At 75.7% G+C, this 14,045-nt stretch carries 13 protein-coding genes; 7 read left to right on the top strand and 6 right to left on the bottom strand.

All coding sequences use genetic code 11. The features are described 5' to 3' along the window. Positions 1-19 precede the first annotated feature (19 nt). Positions 20-1,483, top strand: coding sequence for an aldehyde dehydrogenase (locus tag C0216_RS24605; protein WP_114057387.1), 1,464 nt, complete (start codon positions 20-22; stop codon positions 1,481-1,483). Between the two features lie 3 nt (positions 1,484-1,486). Then, entirely contained in the window at positions 1,487-1,720 is a 234-nt protein-coding gene (locus tag C0216_RS24600; protein WP_114057386.1) for a ferredoxin, read from the top strand. Positions 1,721-1,774: 54 nt separating this feature from the next. On the opposite strand, the gene C0216_RS24595 is transcribed toward C0216_RS24600, so the two are convergent. Further along, positions 1,775-2,401, bottom strand: coding sequence for a TetR family transcriptional regulator (locus C0216_RS24595; RefSeq protein ID WP_114057385.1), 627 nt, complete (start codon positions 2,399-2,401; stop codon positions 1,775-1,777). Positions 2,402-2,645: 244 nt separating this feature from the next. On the opposite strand from C0216_RS24595, the gene C0216_RS24590 reads away from it, so the two are divergent. The 4 genes from C0216_RS24590 to C0216_RS24575 all read left to right on the top strand — a co-directional run bounded on the left by C0216_RS24590 (position 2,646) and on the right by C0216_RS24575 (position 6,633). After that, complete coding sequence (locus tag C0216_RS24590) at positions 2,646-3,950, top strand: glycosyltransferase family 4 protein (protein ID WP_114057384.1); 1,305 nt, start codon at positions 2,646-2,648, stop codon at positions 3,948-3,950. Positions 3,951-3,988: 38 nt separating this feature from the next. Beyond that, positions 3,989-4,723, top strand: a complete 735-nt coding sequence (locus tag C0216_RS24585) for a class I SAM-dependent methyltransferase (RefSeq protein ID WP_114057383.1) — start codon at positions 3,989-3,991, stop codon at positions 4,721-4,723. Continuing rightward, on the top strand, positions 4,720-5,808 hold the full coding sequence (locus C0216_RS24580; protein WP_114057382.1) for a prenyltransferase/squalene oxidase repeat-containing protein: 1,089 nt from the start codon (positions 4,720-4,722) through the stop codon (positions 5,806-5,808). The genes C0216_RS24585 and C0216_RS24580 overlap by 4 nt, the downstream gene beginning before the upstream one ends. A gap of 156 nt (positions 5,809-5,964) precedes the next feature. Continuing rightward, the gene (locus C0216_RS24575; protein WP_114058889.1) at positions 5,965-6,633 is read left to right on the top strand and encodes a hypothetical protein; all 669 of its coding nucleotides are present in this window, start codon (positions 5,965-5,967) and stop codon (positions 6,631-6,633) included. A 57-nt stretch (positions 6,634-6,690) separates the two neighbouring features. On the opposite strand, the gene C0216_RS24570 is transcribed toward C0216_RS24575, so the two are convergent. From C0216_RS24570 to C0216_RS24550, 5 genes are all read right to left on the bottom strand, one after another. Further along, a complete protein-coding gene (locus tag C0216_RS24570) occupies positions 6,691-7,701 on the bottom strand; it encodes an LLM class F420-dependent oxidoreductase (protein WP_114057381.1) in 1,011 nt (336 codons plus the stop codon). A 111-nt stretch (positions 7,702-7,812) separates the two neighbouring features. Then, positions 7,813-8,604 carry a DUF5336 domain-containing protein gene (locus C0216_RS24565; RefSeq protein ID WP_114057380.1) on the bottom strand — a complete coding sequence of 264 codons (792 nt, stop codon included), beginning with the start codon at positions 8,602-8,604 and terminating at the stop codon, positions 7,813-7,815. Positions 8,605-8,741: 137 nt separating this feature from the next. Next, complete coding sequence (locus tag C0216_RS24560) at positions 8,742-9,731, bottom strand: N-acetylmuramoyl-L-alanine amidase (RefSeq protein WP_114057379.1); 990 nt, start codon at positions 9,729-9,731, stop codon at positions 8,742-8,744. Positions 9,732-9,846: 115 nt separating this feature from the next. Beyond that, on the bottom strand, positions 9,847-10,497 hold the full coding sequence (locus C0216_RS24555) for a class I SAM-dependent methyltransferase (protein WP_114057378.1): 651 nt from the start codon (positions 10,495-10,497) through the stop codon (positions 9,847-9,849). A gap of 41 nt (positions 10,498-10,538) precedes the next feature. Beyond that, the gene (locus tag C0216_RS24550; RefSeq protein WP_114057377.1) at positions 10,539-11,630 is read right to left on the bottom strand and encodes a polyprenyl synthetase family protein; all 1,092 of its coding nucleotides are present in this window, start codon (positions 11,628-11,630) and stop codon (positions 10,539-10,541) included. A 253-nt stretch (positions 11,631-11,883) separates the two neighbouring features. On the opposite strand from C0216_RS24550, the gene C0216_RS24545 reads away from it, so the two are divergent. Continuing rightward, positions 11,884-14,037, top strand: coding sequence for an acyl-CoA dehydrogenase (locus C0216_RS24545; RefSeq protein ID WP_114057376.1), 2,154 nt, complete (start codon positions 11,884-11,886; stop codon positions 14,035-14,037). Positions 14,038-14,045: the final 8 nt, after the last annotated feature.

Here is a 14,045-nt window from a genome sequence, read left to right as displayed (position 1 = left end):
GCCGCAGGAGGCATCAGCCATGACCGAGCGCGTGGACCACGGACAGCTGTTCATCGGCGGGGAATGGGTGGATCCGCTGGGCGCCGGGACGATCGAGGTCGTCTCCCCCCACACCGAGCAGGTCATCGGCAGCGTCCCGCACGCCTCCCGGGGCGACGTGGACCGCGCCGTGGCCGCCGCCCGCCGGGCCTTCGACGAGGGCCCCTGGCCGCGGATGCCGCTGGAGGAGCGGATCGCGGTCGTGGCGCGGATCAAGGACGCCTTCGCCGTCCGCCACGAGGAGATCGCCCGCTCGATCAGCTCCCAGAACGGCTCCCCGTACTCCTGGAGCATCCTCGCCCAGGCGCTCGGCCCGATGATGGTCTACGACGCCGCGGTACAGGTGGCGCGCGGCTTCCCGTTCGAGGAGCGCCGCCAGGGGGCGCTCGGGCCGATCCTGGTGCGGCGGGAGCCGGTGGGCGTCGTCGCGGCCGTCATCCCGTGGAACGTCCCCCAGTTCGTGGCCGCGGCGAAGCTGGCGCCCGCGCTGCTGACGGGGTCGCCGGTGGTGCTGAAGCCGTCCCCCGAGTCGCCGCTGGACTCGTACCTCCTCGCCGGCATCGCCCGGGAGGCCGGGCTGCCGGAGGGCGTGCTGTCCGTACTGCCCGCCGACCGGGAGGTGAGCGAGTACCTGGTGGGGCACCCGGGCGTGGACAAGGTGTCGTTCACCGGCTCGGCGGCCGCCGGCCGGCGGGTGATGGAGGTCGCCGCGCGGAACCTGGCCCGGGTCACCCTGGAGCTGGGCGGCAAGTCCGCCGCCGTGATCCTGCCCGACGCCGACCTGGACGCGGCCGTCGCCGGGATCGTGCCCGCCGCCTGGATGAACAACGGGCAGGCGTGCGTGGCCCAGACCCGCGTCCTCGCGCCGCGCAGCCGCTACGGCGAGATCGCCGAGGCGCTCGCCGCGGCCGCCGGGGCCCTCGTCGTCGGGGACCCGCTCGACCCCGCGACGCAGGTCGGCCCGCTCGTCGCCGAGCGGCAGCGGCGCAGGTCGCTGGAGTACATCGCGATCGGGCAGGAGGAGGGTGCGAAGGTCCTGGCCGGAGGCGGCCGGCCCGCCGGCCTGGAGCGCGGCTGGTACGTCGAGCCGACCCTCTTCGGGGAGGTGGACAACGCGATGCGGATCGCCCGGGAGGAGATCTTCGGCCCGGTGGTCTGCCTCATCCCGTACGGGGACGAGGCGGAGGCGCTGCGGATCGCGGACGACTCCGAGTTCGGGCTGAGCGGCAGCGTGTGGACGGCGGACGTCGAGCGCGGCATCGACTTCGCCCGCGGGGTGCGGACGGGCACCTTCAACGTGAACACCTTCAGCCTGGACGTCCTCGGGCCGTTCGGCGGCTACAAGAACAGCGGGCTGGGCCGGGAGTTCGGGCCGGAGGGGTTCGGCGAGTACCTGGAGCACAAGATGGTCCACCTGCCGGCCGGGTACGGGGCGGGGGCCTGAGCCGTGGGCGACCGGTGGCGGGTGGAGGTCGACCGGACGGTGTGCATCGGCTCCGGCATGTGCGCGGGCCTGGCCCCCGAGGGCTTCGCCCTCGACGCGGCGCGCCAGTCGCACCCGCGCCGGGAGGAGGCCGAGGCGAGCGAGCCCGTGCTGGCGGCGGCCGAGGGCTGCCCCGTCGAGGCCATCTCGATCATGCTCGCGGAGAGCGGGGAGGCGGTGTTCCCGCCCGAGGAGTGAGGCGCCCGGGGCGGGCGCGGCGCCCGGCCCGCCCCGGGCCGCCCGACAGCGGGTTCAGGCCTTTTCCGGCGGGGCCGTCAGCTCGATCAGCCGGCAGACCGTCTCGATGTCGATCTTCACCTGGGCGATCGAGGCCCGCCCCGACAGCCACGTGATCAGCGCGGAGTGCCAGGTGTGCTCGATGACGCGGACCGCCGAGAGCTGCTCCGCGGTCGGCGGCGCCTCCAGGCCCATCGCGTCCAGGATGATCGCGGTCGTCAGGCGCGAGACGGTGTCCACCTCCGGGCTGACGCTGCGGTCCGCGAAGGTCAGCGCGCGCACCATCGCGTCCGCGAGGTGCGGTTCGCGCTGGAGGGCCCGGAAGGCCCGCATCAGCGTCTCCGCGACCCGGGCCGCGGGGTCCTCCGCGGCCGGCGGGCGCTTGCGGAGCGTGGTGTGCATGTGCTGGAGCTGGTCCTGCATCGTCGCGACCAGCAGGTGCACCTTGGAGGGGAAATAGCGGTAGAGGGTGCCGAGGGCGACCCCGGCGGCCTCCGCGACCTCGCGCATCTGGACGGCGTCGAAACCGCCCCGCGCCGCCAGTTGGGCGCTGGCGTTGAGGATGCGGCGGCGGCGCGCCTCCTGGCGCTCGGTCAGGGGAGGGGACGCCGGTGTGGTGACGGCCTTGGCTTCCGCTGTCATGTGCCCCGTTCCGTGGTGTGCCGCTGGCTGGGAGAGCGCCCCGCAGGTGCGGGGCCGTTTCCGGGCTGGTGCGGGCCCAGCATGGCAGGCGCCGCGTGGTGGCGCGAATCACCTGCTCCGTCTCTTACGGTGGGGTTTCCGGCCGGTAGATTCAATGGTCCGCGACGGATCAACTCTGAAACTTGTTCTACATTATCCGAGCGGTTACGCTCCGGCGAAAGTTGCAGCCAGAAAGGGGCCGAGAGTGACCGCTGAGGCCGTGGTGACGAGCCCTTTCGCAGGGGCTGTGACGGACGGTGACCGGCCGTTGCGCATCGCACTCCTGACCTACAAGGGGAACCCGTTCTGCGGGGGCCAGGGCGTCTACGTGCGGCACCTTTCGCGGGAACTCGTCCGGCTCGGCCACTCCGTGGAGGTGATCGGCGCACAGCCCTATCCGGTCCTGGACGAGGGCGCCTCCCTGACCGAGCTGCCCAGCCTCGACCTCTACCGCCAGCCCGACCCCTTCCGCACCCCGCGGCGCGAGGAGTTCCGCGACTGGATCGACGCGCTGGAGGTCGCCACCATGTGGACCGGCGGCTTCCCCGAGCCGCTGACCTTCTCCCTGCGCGCCCGCCGCCACCTCGCCGCGCGCGCGGGCGAGTTCGACGTCATCCACGACAACCAGACCCTCGGCTACGGACTCCTCGGCGACCTCGGCGCCCCGCTGGTCACCACGATCCACCACCCGATCACCGTCGACCGGCAGCTGGAGCTCGACGCCGCCCCCGACCGCAAGCGGCGCGTCTCCGTCCGCCGCTGGTACGCCTTCACGCGCATGCAGCGCCGCGTCGCCCGCCGCCTGCCCTCCGTGCTGACCGTCTCCGGCTCCTCCAAACAGGAGATCGCCGAGCACCTCGGCGTACGCGGCGAGCGCATCCACGTCGTCCACATCGGCGCCGACACCGACCTGTGGTCGCCCGACCCGGCAGTCGCCGAAGTGCCCGGCCGGATCGTCACCACCTCCAGCGCCGACGTGCCCCTCAAGGGCCTGGTGTTCCTCGTCGAAGCCCTCGCCAAGCTGCGCACCGAGCAGCCCGCCGCGCACCTCGTCGTCGTCGGCAAGCGCGCCGAGGAGGGGCCCGTCGCCCGCGCCATCGAGACGTACGGCCTCCGGGACGCCGTCCGCTTCGTCAAGGGCGTGACGGACGCCGAACTCGTCGACCTCGTGCGCAGCGCCCAGGTCGCCTGCGTCCCCTCCCTCTACGAGGGCTTCTCGCTGCCCGCCGCCGAGGCCATGGCCACCGGCACCCCGCTGGTCGCCACCACCGGCGGCGCGATCCCCGAGGTCGCGGGACCCGACGGCGAGACCTGCCTCGCGGTGCCGCCCGGCGACGCCGGGGCCCTGGCCGCCGCGCTCGGCCGGCTCCTCGGCGACCCGCAGCTGCGGGCCCGGCTCGGCGCCGCCGGCCGCGAGCGGGTCCTCACCCGGTTCACGTGGGCCAAGGCCGCCGAGGGCACCGCCGCCCACTACCGGGCCGCGATCGCGCAGGCCCGCCGCACCCGCTGAATGTTCCCCCACCCCCGCGACCGCGAAGGCAGGACCCCGTGCTGACCGTCGATTTCTCCCGGTTCCCGCTCGCCGCAGGCGACCGCGTGCTCGATCTGGGCTGCGGCGCAGGCCGGCACGCCTTCGAGTGCTACCGGCGCGGCGCGCAGGTCGTCGCCGTCGACCGCAACGGCGAGGAGATCCGCGAGGTCGCCAAGTGGTTCGCCGCCATGAAGGAGGCCGGCGAGGCCCCGGCCGGCGCCACCGCCACCGCGATGGAGGGCGACGCCCTCGCACTGCCCTTCCCCGACGACTCCTTCGACGTCGTCATCATCTCCGAGGTGATGGAGCACATCCCCGACGACAAGGGCGTCCTCGCCGAGATGGTCCGCGTCCTCAGGCCCGGCGGGCGCATCGCCGTCACCGTCCCCCGCTACGGCCCGGAGAAGGTCTGCTGGGCCCTCAGCGACGCCTACCACGAGGTCGAGGGCGGCCACATCCGCATCTACAAGGCCGACGAGCTGCTCGGCAAGATGCGGGCCGCCGGCCTCAAGCCGTACGGCACCCACCACGCGCACGGCCTGCACTCCCCGTACTGGTGGCTCAAGTGCGCCTTCGGCGTCGACAACGACAAGGCCCTGCCCGTCCGCGCGTACCACAAGCTGCTGGTCTGGGACATCATGAAGAAGCCGCTCGCGACGCGCCTCGCCGAGCAGGCCCTGAACCCCGTCATCGGCAAGAGCTTCGTCGTGTACGCGACGAAGCCGCACCTCCCCGTCGGTGCCGCCCAGTGAGCTCCACCGGGCGCACCGAACGCCTCGCCCTGGACGGGGTGCTGACGGCGGACCAGGCAGCGGCGACCGTCGCCGGGATCCTCGCCGTGCAGCGCCCCGACGGCGCGATCCCCTGGTTCCGCGGCCACCACCTCGACCCGTGGGACCACACCGAGGCCGCCATGGCCCTCGACGCGGCCGGCGAGCACGCCGCCGCCGAGCGCGCCTACCGGTGGCTGGCACGGCACCAGAACACCGACGGCTCCTGGTACGCGGCGTACGCCGACCGGCCGGGCGGCGTCGACACCGTGAGCCCGCAGGACGCCGGCCGGGAGACCAACTTCACCGCGTACGTGGCGGTCGGAGTGTGGCACCACTACCTGGCCACCGGCGACGACCGGTTCCTGGAGCTCATGTGGCCCGTCGTGTACGCGGCCGTCGAGTTCGTCCTGGAGCTCCAGCAGCCCGGCGGCGAGATCGGCTGGAAGCGCGAGGCCGACGGCACGCCCGTCGCGGACGCGCTGCTGACCGGCTCCTCCTCGATCCACCAGGCACTGCGGTGCGCACTCGCGATCGCCGAGCACCGCGCGGACCCGCAGCCGGACTGGGAGCTCGCGGCCGGCGCGCTCGGGCACGCGATACGCAGCCACCCGGAGAGGTTCCTGGACAAGTCCCGCTACTCGATGGACTGGTACTACCCGGTCCTCGGCGGGGCCGTGACGGGCGCGGCGGCCAGGGAGCGCATCGGGGAGCGGTGGGACGAGTTCGTCGTCCCCGGCCTCGGGGTGCGCTGCGTGCTGCCCAACCCGTGGGTGACCGGCGGCGAGTCCTGCGAGCTGGCGCTCGCCCTGTGGGCGGTCGGCGAGTCGGACCGGGCCCTGGAGATCCTGCGCTCCATCACGCACCTGCGCGCCGAGAACGGGATGTACTGGACCGGGTACGTCTTCGAGGACGAGGCGGTCTGGCCGGTGGAGCAGACGACGTGGACGGCGGGCTCGCTGCTGCTGGCGGCCGCCGCGCTGGGCGGCGACGAGGCCACGACGACCGTGTTCGGGGGGCTGTCGCTGCCCGCCGGGCTGGAGCCGGACTGCTGCGGACGCCCCTGACGGGCCTCCCCGCCGGAGGGCGCGGCCGGGGATGGTGCGGGCGGAGGGCCGCCCGCGCCACCCGGGTGGGCCGGTCGGGTGGCCCGAGTGGCGGGGCACGGGCCCGGGGGTGACGCTGCCGGGGACACCCCACTCCATCGGGAGGCAACCGTGTCGATACCCAGGAGCATCCGATGCAGCCGCGGCCTGACGGCGCTCGCGCTGTCGGGCGCGCTGGTCGCCGGAGGCGCCGCGTGCGGCGGCTCGGCGGCCGCCGGGGCGGGGGGCCAGGGCGGCGGAGCCGGATCCGAGGCCATCGCGGCCGCCCGGGTCCTCGGGCACGCGGAGCAGGGCGGCGCCCTGCGCGCGCAGGCCGCGCACGCCGCGGCCCGGGCCGCGCTCCCGCAGGTGGAGCCCTCGCCCACCACCTCGGCCGAGCGCCAGAGGTTCGCCAAGGCCCGGTTCGTCGCGAACGCGGGACTCGCGGCCGGCGCCACCTACCAGTGGATCATCAAGCCGTACCAGCAGGGCAAGTTCCGCAAGGGGGCGAGCGGGCGCACGTTCACGCTGATCAAGGCGGGCCTGGCGGGCGCGTTCGCGTACAACCGGCTGAAGGCGGCCGTCGGCAACGCCCAGGCCGACCCGCTGCTGTCGAAGGCGCTCGCCCCGCTCACCGCGGGGATCGAATCCCTGAAGGAGATGGGGGCGAAGCTGCGCAGCGGCGACATCGACGCCGCCGACATCACCTCCTTCCAGAACATCATCAACGGGGTGAAGGACGCCGGCCAGAGCGCCGGCGCCCCCGTCAAGGACCAGGTGCCCGGCGTGTCCGAGCTCGGCGGATAGCCGGGTGCGGCCCGCCCGGCCGGGGCCCTTCCCGGCCGGGCGGCGCGCGGCGCGGCCTCAGGTGCCGAGGTCCGCCAGGACGCGCAGGGTGTGCGGGTCCGGGGCGGTGACCAGCAGGTCGGTGACCGGGCCGCTGCGCCACAGCTCCAGCCGCTCCGCGATCCGCTCGCGCGGCCCCACCAGGCTGATCTCGTCGGCGAACGCGTCCGGCACGGCGAGCACCGCCTCCTTCCTGCGCCCGGCGAGGAACAGCTCCTGAACGCGGCGGGCCTCCTCCGCGAAGCCCATGCGGGCCATGAGGTCGGCGTGGAAGTTGCGGGCGGCGTGGCCCATGCCGCCGATGTAGAAGCCGAGCATGGCCTTGACGGGCAGCAGGCCCTCGGCGACGTCGTCGCAGACACGGGCGCGGGCCATCGGGGCGATCAGGAAGCCCTCGGGCAGTCTGGCGAGGGCCTCCCGGAAGACGCCCGTCCGCAGCGGCGACCAGTACAGGGGCAGCCAGCCGTCGGCGATGCGGACGGTCTGGGCGACGTTGCGGGGGCCCTCCGCGCCGAGGAGCAGCGGCAGGTCGGCGCGGAGCGGGTGGGTGATCGGCCGCAGCGGGCGGCCGAGGCCGGTCGCGTCGGGGCCGAGGTAGGGGTGGCTGTGGAAGCGGCCCTCCAGGGCGACGGGGGCCTCGCGGCGCAGGACCTGGCGGACGACGTCGACGTACTCGCGGGTGGCGGTCAGCGGGCTCGCCGGGAACGGGCGCCCGTACCAGCCCTCGACGACCTGCGGTCCGGACAGGCCGAGGCCGAGCATCATGCGGCCGCCGGAGAGGTGGTCGAGGGTGAGGGCGTGCATGGCGGTGGCGGTCGGACTGCGGGCGGCCATCTGCGCGACGGCGGTGCCGAGGAGGATGCGGGAGGTGTGCGCGGCGATCCAGGTGAGCGGGGTGAAGGCGTCCGAGCCCCAGGCCTCGGCGGTCCACACCGAGGAGTAGCCGAGGCGCTCGGCCTCGGTGGCGAGGGCGAGGTGGGCGGGGTCGGGGCCGCGGCCCCAGTAGCCGAGTGCGAGTCCGAGGCGCATGAGCGGTCCCTTCCGCCGACCGTTCCTGACGGTACGTCAGTGAACGGGGCGACTGTAGGACAACGGCCCCCCGCCCGGAAGGGCGGAGGGCCGTCGGAACCGTCCGGCGCGTCAGCCGCGCTGGATGCCGGAGGTGTCGTTCAGGACGCCGCGGCGGCCGTCCTGCGTCTGGGCGATCAGCGTGGACGGGCCGCGCTGGTCCACCGCCAGGTACCAGGTGCCGGGGGCGAGTTCGGCGATCGGCGACGGCGAGCCGTCCTCCGCGTACAGGGGGCGGGCCACCGGCACGGCGAACCAGAACGGGGCGAAGTCCGCCGCCGGGGCGGGCGCCGCGTCCTGCGGGCCCGGGGTGCCGCCGTACGGCGGCGCGGGCTGCGGGGTGGCGCCGTAGCCGGGGGGCTGCTGGCCGCCCGGGTAGCCGTACCCGGTGCCCGGCTGCGGCTGGCCGCCGTACGGCGCCGGTGCGGCCGGGCGGGCCTCCGGGAGCAGGGGGCCGGCGAGCGCCGGGACCTTCTGGCCGAAGAGCGCGGTGCCCGCCAGGACGAGGGTGGCGAGGAAGGCGATGATGCAGCCCGCGCCCAGGTCGGCGCCGCTCGGGCTGGTGATGAGCGACCACAGCGAGGACCAGGCGGCGGAGACCGCGAGGACCGTCCCCCACGCCGACAGCGGCAGGCCGGCGAGCTGGCGGCCCGCCGGCAGGAAGCGCCCGGCGACGAGCAGGCCTGCGGCGGCGAAGCCCAGCAGGAAGACGGACGGCAGCGCCAGCCGGTAGACGTCGGTGTCCCACACGCTCGGCAGGTCCAGGCCGGTCGCGGAGTAGAAATCGAGGAACGAGGCGATGAACAGCAGCACCGCTGCTCCGATCACCACGCCGTCGCCTCGAGTGAGGGAGCGGATGTTCACGTCTTAGGTGTCCTTCTCGGTCTCGGTCGTCTCGTGGTGCGGTCGTGCAACCAGGAGCAGGGGGCGGGCTGGACCATGGTACGGAGGTTTCCCGCGGCCGAGAGGACCGGGGCGGCAGGCCGCCCCCCTCTTCAGGACTACCCGCCGAGGAAGCCGACGATCCCGTCCGCGATGCCCTGCGCGGCCTTCTGCCGCCACTGCGGACTCGTCAGCAGCGCCGCGTCCTTGCTGTCACGCATGTTGCCGCATTCGACGAACACCTTGGGCCGGGTCGAGAGATTGAGGCCGCCCAGGTCGTCGCGGACGACCAGTCCGGTTCCGCCGCCCAGGTAGTTGGCGGGGCCGGAGCCGGTGGTGCGGGCGAAGTTCGCCGCGATCCGCTCGCCGAGCGTCCGGGACGGGCCCACGATCGCGGCGGTGTCCGCGGCGCCGCCCTTGACCTTGGCGGGGAGGATGACGTGGTAGCCGCGGCTGCCCTCGGAGACGCCGTCCGCGTGGACGGAGACGACGGCGTCCGCGTTCGCCTCGTTGCCGATGCGGGCCCGCTCGGTGATGCAGGGCCCCCAGGCGCGGTCGGCCTCGTGTGTGAACACCACCTTCAGGCCGCGGTCTTCGAGGATGGTGCGCAGCCGGCGGGACACGTCGAGGGTGAAGTCGGCTTCCCTGTAACCGGCGCGGGTGGTGGTGCCGGTGGTGTCGCACTCCTTGCGGGCGGTGCCGATGTCCACCTGCTGGTTGATCTCGCGGCTGTGGTCGAAGTTGCCGGTGTTGTGCCCGGGGTCGACGACCACGGTCTTGCCGGCGAGGGGGGAGGTGGCGCCGGGGGAGGGCGCGGGGGCGCCGCTCGCCGAGGGGGCGGTGCTCGGGCCGGTGCCCGTGGACGGGGAGGCGGGGGCGGTGGCCGAGGCGGGCGGGGAGGCCGCGGCGGCCGGCGCCGCGACGCGGGGCGGACGGGCGTCGTCCGCCCCGGCGCCGGTGCCGACCTGGACCAGGACCCAGCCGGCCAGGGTGGTCGGGGCGATCACCGCCGCGGCGACGGCGAGGGCGGAGCGGCGTGCGAAGCGCCGCCGGTCCGCGCCGGGCGCGGGGGCGTTCTCGGGCTGCGGGGGGCTGTCGTCGTAGCGCACGGCGCGATGCTAGACCGGGCCCCCGGGCGGGACCGGGCACTGGGCCGTCCGAGGGCGCGGTGCGATCGTGTGCTGATATGACCCGCGTGCTCCCGGATGCCGGGCCGGCGCCCGCTCAGATGCCGGGCCCCGTGCGGCGCAGGATCCGCAGCGAGTCGGTCGCCGAGACCTCCTCGAAGGCGCCGGAGTCCAGCGCGCGCAGGTAGATCCGGTACGGGGCCTGCCCGCCGTCGGCCGGGTCGGGGAAGACGTCGTGGATGGCGAGGGTGCCGCCCTCGGCCAGGTGCGGGGCCCACCCCTCGTAGTCCCCGGCGGCGTGCTCGTCGGTGTGGCCGCCGTCGATGAAGACGAAGCCGAGCGGGCCGCCCCAGACGGCTGCCACCTGCGGGGACCGGCCCACGACGGCGACGACGTGCTCCTCCAGCCCAGCCCGGTGCAGGGTGCGCCGGAAGGTCGGAAGGGTGTCCATCAGCCCGATCTCGGGGTCGACGACGGACGGGTCGTGGTACTCCCAGCCGGGCTGCTGCTCCTCGCTGCCCCGGTGGTGGTCCACGGTGACGGCGCTCACGCCGGCCTCGCGGGCGGCGTCGGCCAGCAGGATCGTCGAGCGCCCGCAGTACGTGCCCACCTCCAGGAGCGGCAGCCCCAGGGCCGCGGCCGCGGCGGCCGCCTCGTACAGGGCGAGCCCCTCGCGCAGGGGCATGAAGCCCTTGGCGGCCTCGAAGGCTGCGAGGGTCTCCGGCTTGGGGGTGGCGGCGGGGGCCATGGGTTCCTCCTGTGCTGCGCGTGGGCGGAGCCCATGCTGCCCTACCGCCCGGTAGGCCGCCACGGCCGGGTCGGCCGGGTCGGCCGGGCGGTCGCGGCAGCGGCCGCCGCGGCGGCGGGCGGCAGCAGCAGGGCCGAGGCGTGGTCCACGAGGCGCCGCAGCGCCGCCAGGTACCGCTCGTGGCCGCCGACTGCGGCGAGCACGCGGTGCGTACGGGCGCGGAACGCGCCGAGTCCGGCGCCGTAGCGGCGGAGCACGGCGGGCGCGAGGAGGGCCGCCAGGAGTTCCGACCGCGCGGCGGCGGACACGCGCGCGGCCCCGCACAGGGCGAGGAGGCGGTCCCGGCCGGCGGGCGGGGCGGCGCCTTCGAGGGCGCAGGCGAGCAGGTAGGTCGGTGTGCCGTTGCGGAGGTCCTCGTGGCGGCCGGTGAGGATGTCCTCCTGGTCGTTGAACAGCTGCCACAGAATGCCGAAGAGGGTGCCGAACTCCCGCCAGGAATCCACCCTTTGCCGCTCCGCCCCCGACAGCTCCGCTGCCATCGAGGCGATCATCGCGAAGGGGCCGCCGGACTTCCCGCGGTAGGCGGCCACCGCGGATCCGCGGGTGGCGTGCGCGGCGTCCGTGCCGATGTCGGCCAGCTGCCCCTGAGCGGCGGCAGTCCAGGCGGTCAGGATCTCCGAGGCCAGGGCCGCGCGTACCGCCGGAGGGGCTGGAAGGGCCTCGACGATGCGCAGCGGCAGGACGCTCCCGGCGAGGAAGGCGGCCATCAGCTCCTCGCTCGGCCGGGGTCCGGGATCGGGACCCGGCCCGCGATCGGGCCCCGGCTCGCCGGGGCGCGTAAGGCCGGGGGCGTCGGCCAGGTCGTCGAGGTGGCAGGCGGAGGTCCACCACAGCACGTGCAGGGCGGCGAGCGGGGCGGCGGGGGCGGGGTCGCCGGTCTGTGCGCCGTGGACGAGCAGCGGCAGCACCCACAGGGGGTGCCGCAGCGGGTGGCGGCGCAGGAGACCCGCGACCGCGCCGCGGGCGGCGCGCGTGTCCGCTTCGGGCCCGAGCAGCCGGACGGCGGCGTCCAGTTCCGCCTCGATGTCGAGGGGCGCCACTGCGCGGAGGTCCGCGTACGGAAGGGGGTGCACGGGCCGTTTCCTTCCCGGAGGCGGCTGCGGGGGCGGCCTGGGCCGCCCCCGGATTCGATCATTCGGGGCGGGCCGGATCCAGAGCGATTTCCGGCCGCTTCCGGCTGCGGTGTCCGGGCAGGAGGCGACCCCCGAAACGTATCTGACCTTCCGTCAGAATGAAACGTGTTCTACCCTGGCCCGCGGTCGCGCCACCGGGGGCCCCGGGCGGGCCGCCGGGACGTCGGGACGCCGGAGAGGCGGCAGGATCCGCATGGGCATCGCCATCACGCAGGAGCAGCAGGACCTGGCCGCCGCCGTGCGCGGCTGGGCCGCCCGCCACGTCCCGCCCGACCGGGTCCGCGCCCTGCTGGACGCGCCGCCCCGCACCGGGCAGCGCCCCGCCTGGTGGGACGGCCTCGCCGCGGCCGGGCTCCTCGCCCCCCACCTGGAGGGCGGCACCCTCCTCGACCTGGCCGTCGTCGTCGAGGAGGCCGCCCGCGCCGCGCTGCCCGGCCCGTTCCTGCCCAACTCCCTCGCCTCCGCCCTGCTGGACCGGGCCGGAGCCGCCGAACTGGCCGCCGCCCTCGCCGGCGGCGCCCGGATCGGAGCCGTCGCCCTCGGGCCCGGCACGCTGACCGCCGCACCCGCCCCCGGCGGCGGACACCTCCTCGACGGCCTCGCCCCTCCCGTCCTCGGCGCCGGCGAGGCCGACCTCGTCCTGCTCGCCGCCGCCACCCCCGCAGGCACCCGCTGGTTCGCCGTCGACACCGCCGCCCTCGCCGTACGCACCCACACCGCCGCCGACCCGACCCGCCCCACCGCCGAGGTGCGGGCCCTGCGCACCCCCGTCCCGCCCGACCGGCTCCTCGCCCTCGACGACGGCCTCGTCCGCGACCTCGCCCGGACCCTCTTCGCCGCCGACGCCTGCGGCACCGCCGCCTGGGCCGTGCACACCGCCGCCGGGCACGCCAGGGTCCGCGAGCAGTTCGGCCGGCCCATCGGCCGCTTCCAGGGCGTCAAGCACCTGTGCGCCGACATGCTCGTACGGCTGGAGCAGGCCCGCGCCCTCGCCTGGGACGCGGCCCGCGCCGCCGACGGCCCGCCCGGCGGCCGCCCGCTCGCCGCCGCCCTCGCCGCCGCCACCGCCCTGGACGCCTCGTACGGCTGCACCAAGGACTGCATCCAGATCCTCGGCGGGACCGGCTTCACCTGGGAGCACGACGCCCACCTCCACCTGCGGCGCGCCCTCGTGGCCCGGCAGCTCCTCGGCCCCGGCGACGAGCACCGGCTGCACGCCGCCGCCCTCGCCGCCGCCGGCGCCCGCCGCGAGATCCGCACCGACCTGCCCGGGGACGCCGAGCGGTACCGGCCCGCCGCCCGCCGCGCCGCCGAAGCCGCCCGCGGCCTCGACCCGGCCGCCGCCCGCCGCGCCCTCGCCCCCACCGGGTACGCCGCCCCCCACCTGCCGCCGCCCTGGGGGCTCGGCGCCGGGCCCCTGGAGCAGCTCGTCGTCCGCCAGGAGCTGGCCCGGGCCGGCGTACGGATCTCCGACCTCGGGATCGCCACCTGGGTCGTGCCCTCGCTGATCGCCCACGGCACCCCGGAGCAGCAGGCCGCGTACCTCCCCGCCACGCTGCTCGGCGACCTCGCCTGGTGCCAGCTCTTCTCCGAGCCCGGCGCCGGATCCGACCTCGCCTCCCTGCGTACCAGGGCCGAGCGGACCGGCCCGGACGGCGCCTGGCGGATCACCGGCCAGAAGGTGTGGACGAGCGCCGCCCGCACCGCCGACCACGGGATCCTCCTCGCCCGCACCGACCCCGACGCCCCCCGCCACCGCGGCCTCGGCTGCTTCCTCGTCGACATGCGCGCCACCCCCGGCATCGACATCCGGCCGCTGCGTGAGATCACCGGCGACACCCTCTTCAACGAGGTCTGGTTCGACGGCGCGCTGCTGCCCGCCGACGCCCTCCTCGGCAGGCCCGGCGACGGCTGGGCGGTCGCCCGCACCACCCTCGGCAACGAGCGCGTCCACATGGCCGACCAGGTCGCCTTCGACACCGGCCTGGAGGCGCTCCTCGCCCGCGCCCCCGGCCTCGACGGCGCCCGCCGCGCCCGCATCGGGGCGCTGGCCGCCGAAGCACACGCACTGGCCTGCATCGGGCTGCGCACCACGCTCCGGCAGGTGTCCGGGCTGGAGCCGGGCGCCGGCGCCTCGATCCGCAAGCTCGTCCAGACCGCGCACCAGCAGCGGGTCGCCGAGCTCGCCCTCGAACTCCTCGGCCCGGAGGGCGCCGTACGGGAGGGGCCGGGGGAGCGGGCCGTCCACGGGATGCTGCTGTCCCGCTGCCTGACCATCGCCGGGGGCACCACGCAGGTCCAGCTGAACGTCGTCGCCGAGCGGATCCTCGGCCTCCCCAGGGACTGAAGGAAGGG

The organism is Streptomyces globosus (assembly GCF_003325375.1).
Lineage (GTDB): Bacteria > Actinomycetota > Actinomycetes > Streptomycetales > Streptomycetaceae > Streptomyces > Streptomyces globosus_A.
The sequence above is the reverse complement of the archived record's forward strand: the minus strand, read 5'-3'. Positions and strand labels throughout refer to the sequence as shown.

Coding starts and splice junctions, on each gene's coding strand:
- C0216_RS24605 (WP_114057387.1), top strand. CDS start 20: ATGACCGAGCGCGTGGACCACGGACAGCTGTTCATCGGCGGGGAATGG.
- C0216_RS24595 (WP_114057385.1), bottom strand. CDS start 2,401: ATGACAGCGGAAGCCAAGGCCGTCACCACACCGGCGTCCCCTCCCCTG.
- C0216_RS24570 (WP_114057381.1), bottom strand. CDS start 7,701: ATGCGCCTCGGACTCGCACTCGGCTACTGGGGCCGCGGCCCCGACCCC.
- C0216_RS24555 (WP_114057378.1), bottom strand. CDS start 10,497: ATGGCCCCCGCCGCCACCCCCAAGCCGGAGACCCTCGCAGCCTTCGAG.
- C0216_RS24545 (WP_114057376.1), top strand. CDS start 11,884: ATGGGCATCGCCATCACGCAGGAGCAGCAGGACCTGGCCGCCGCCGTG.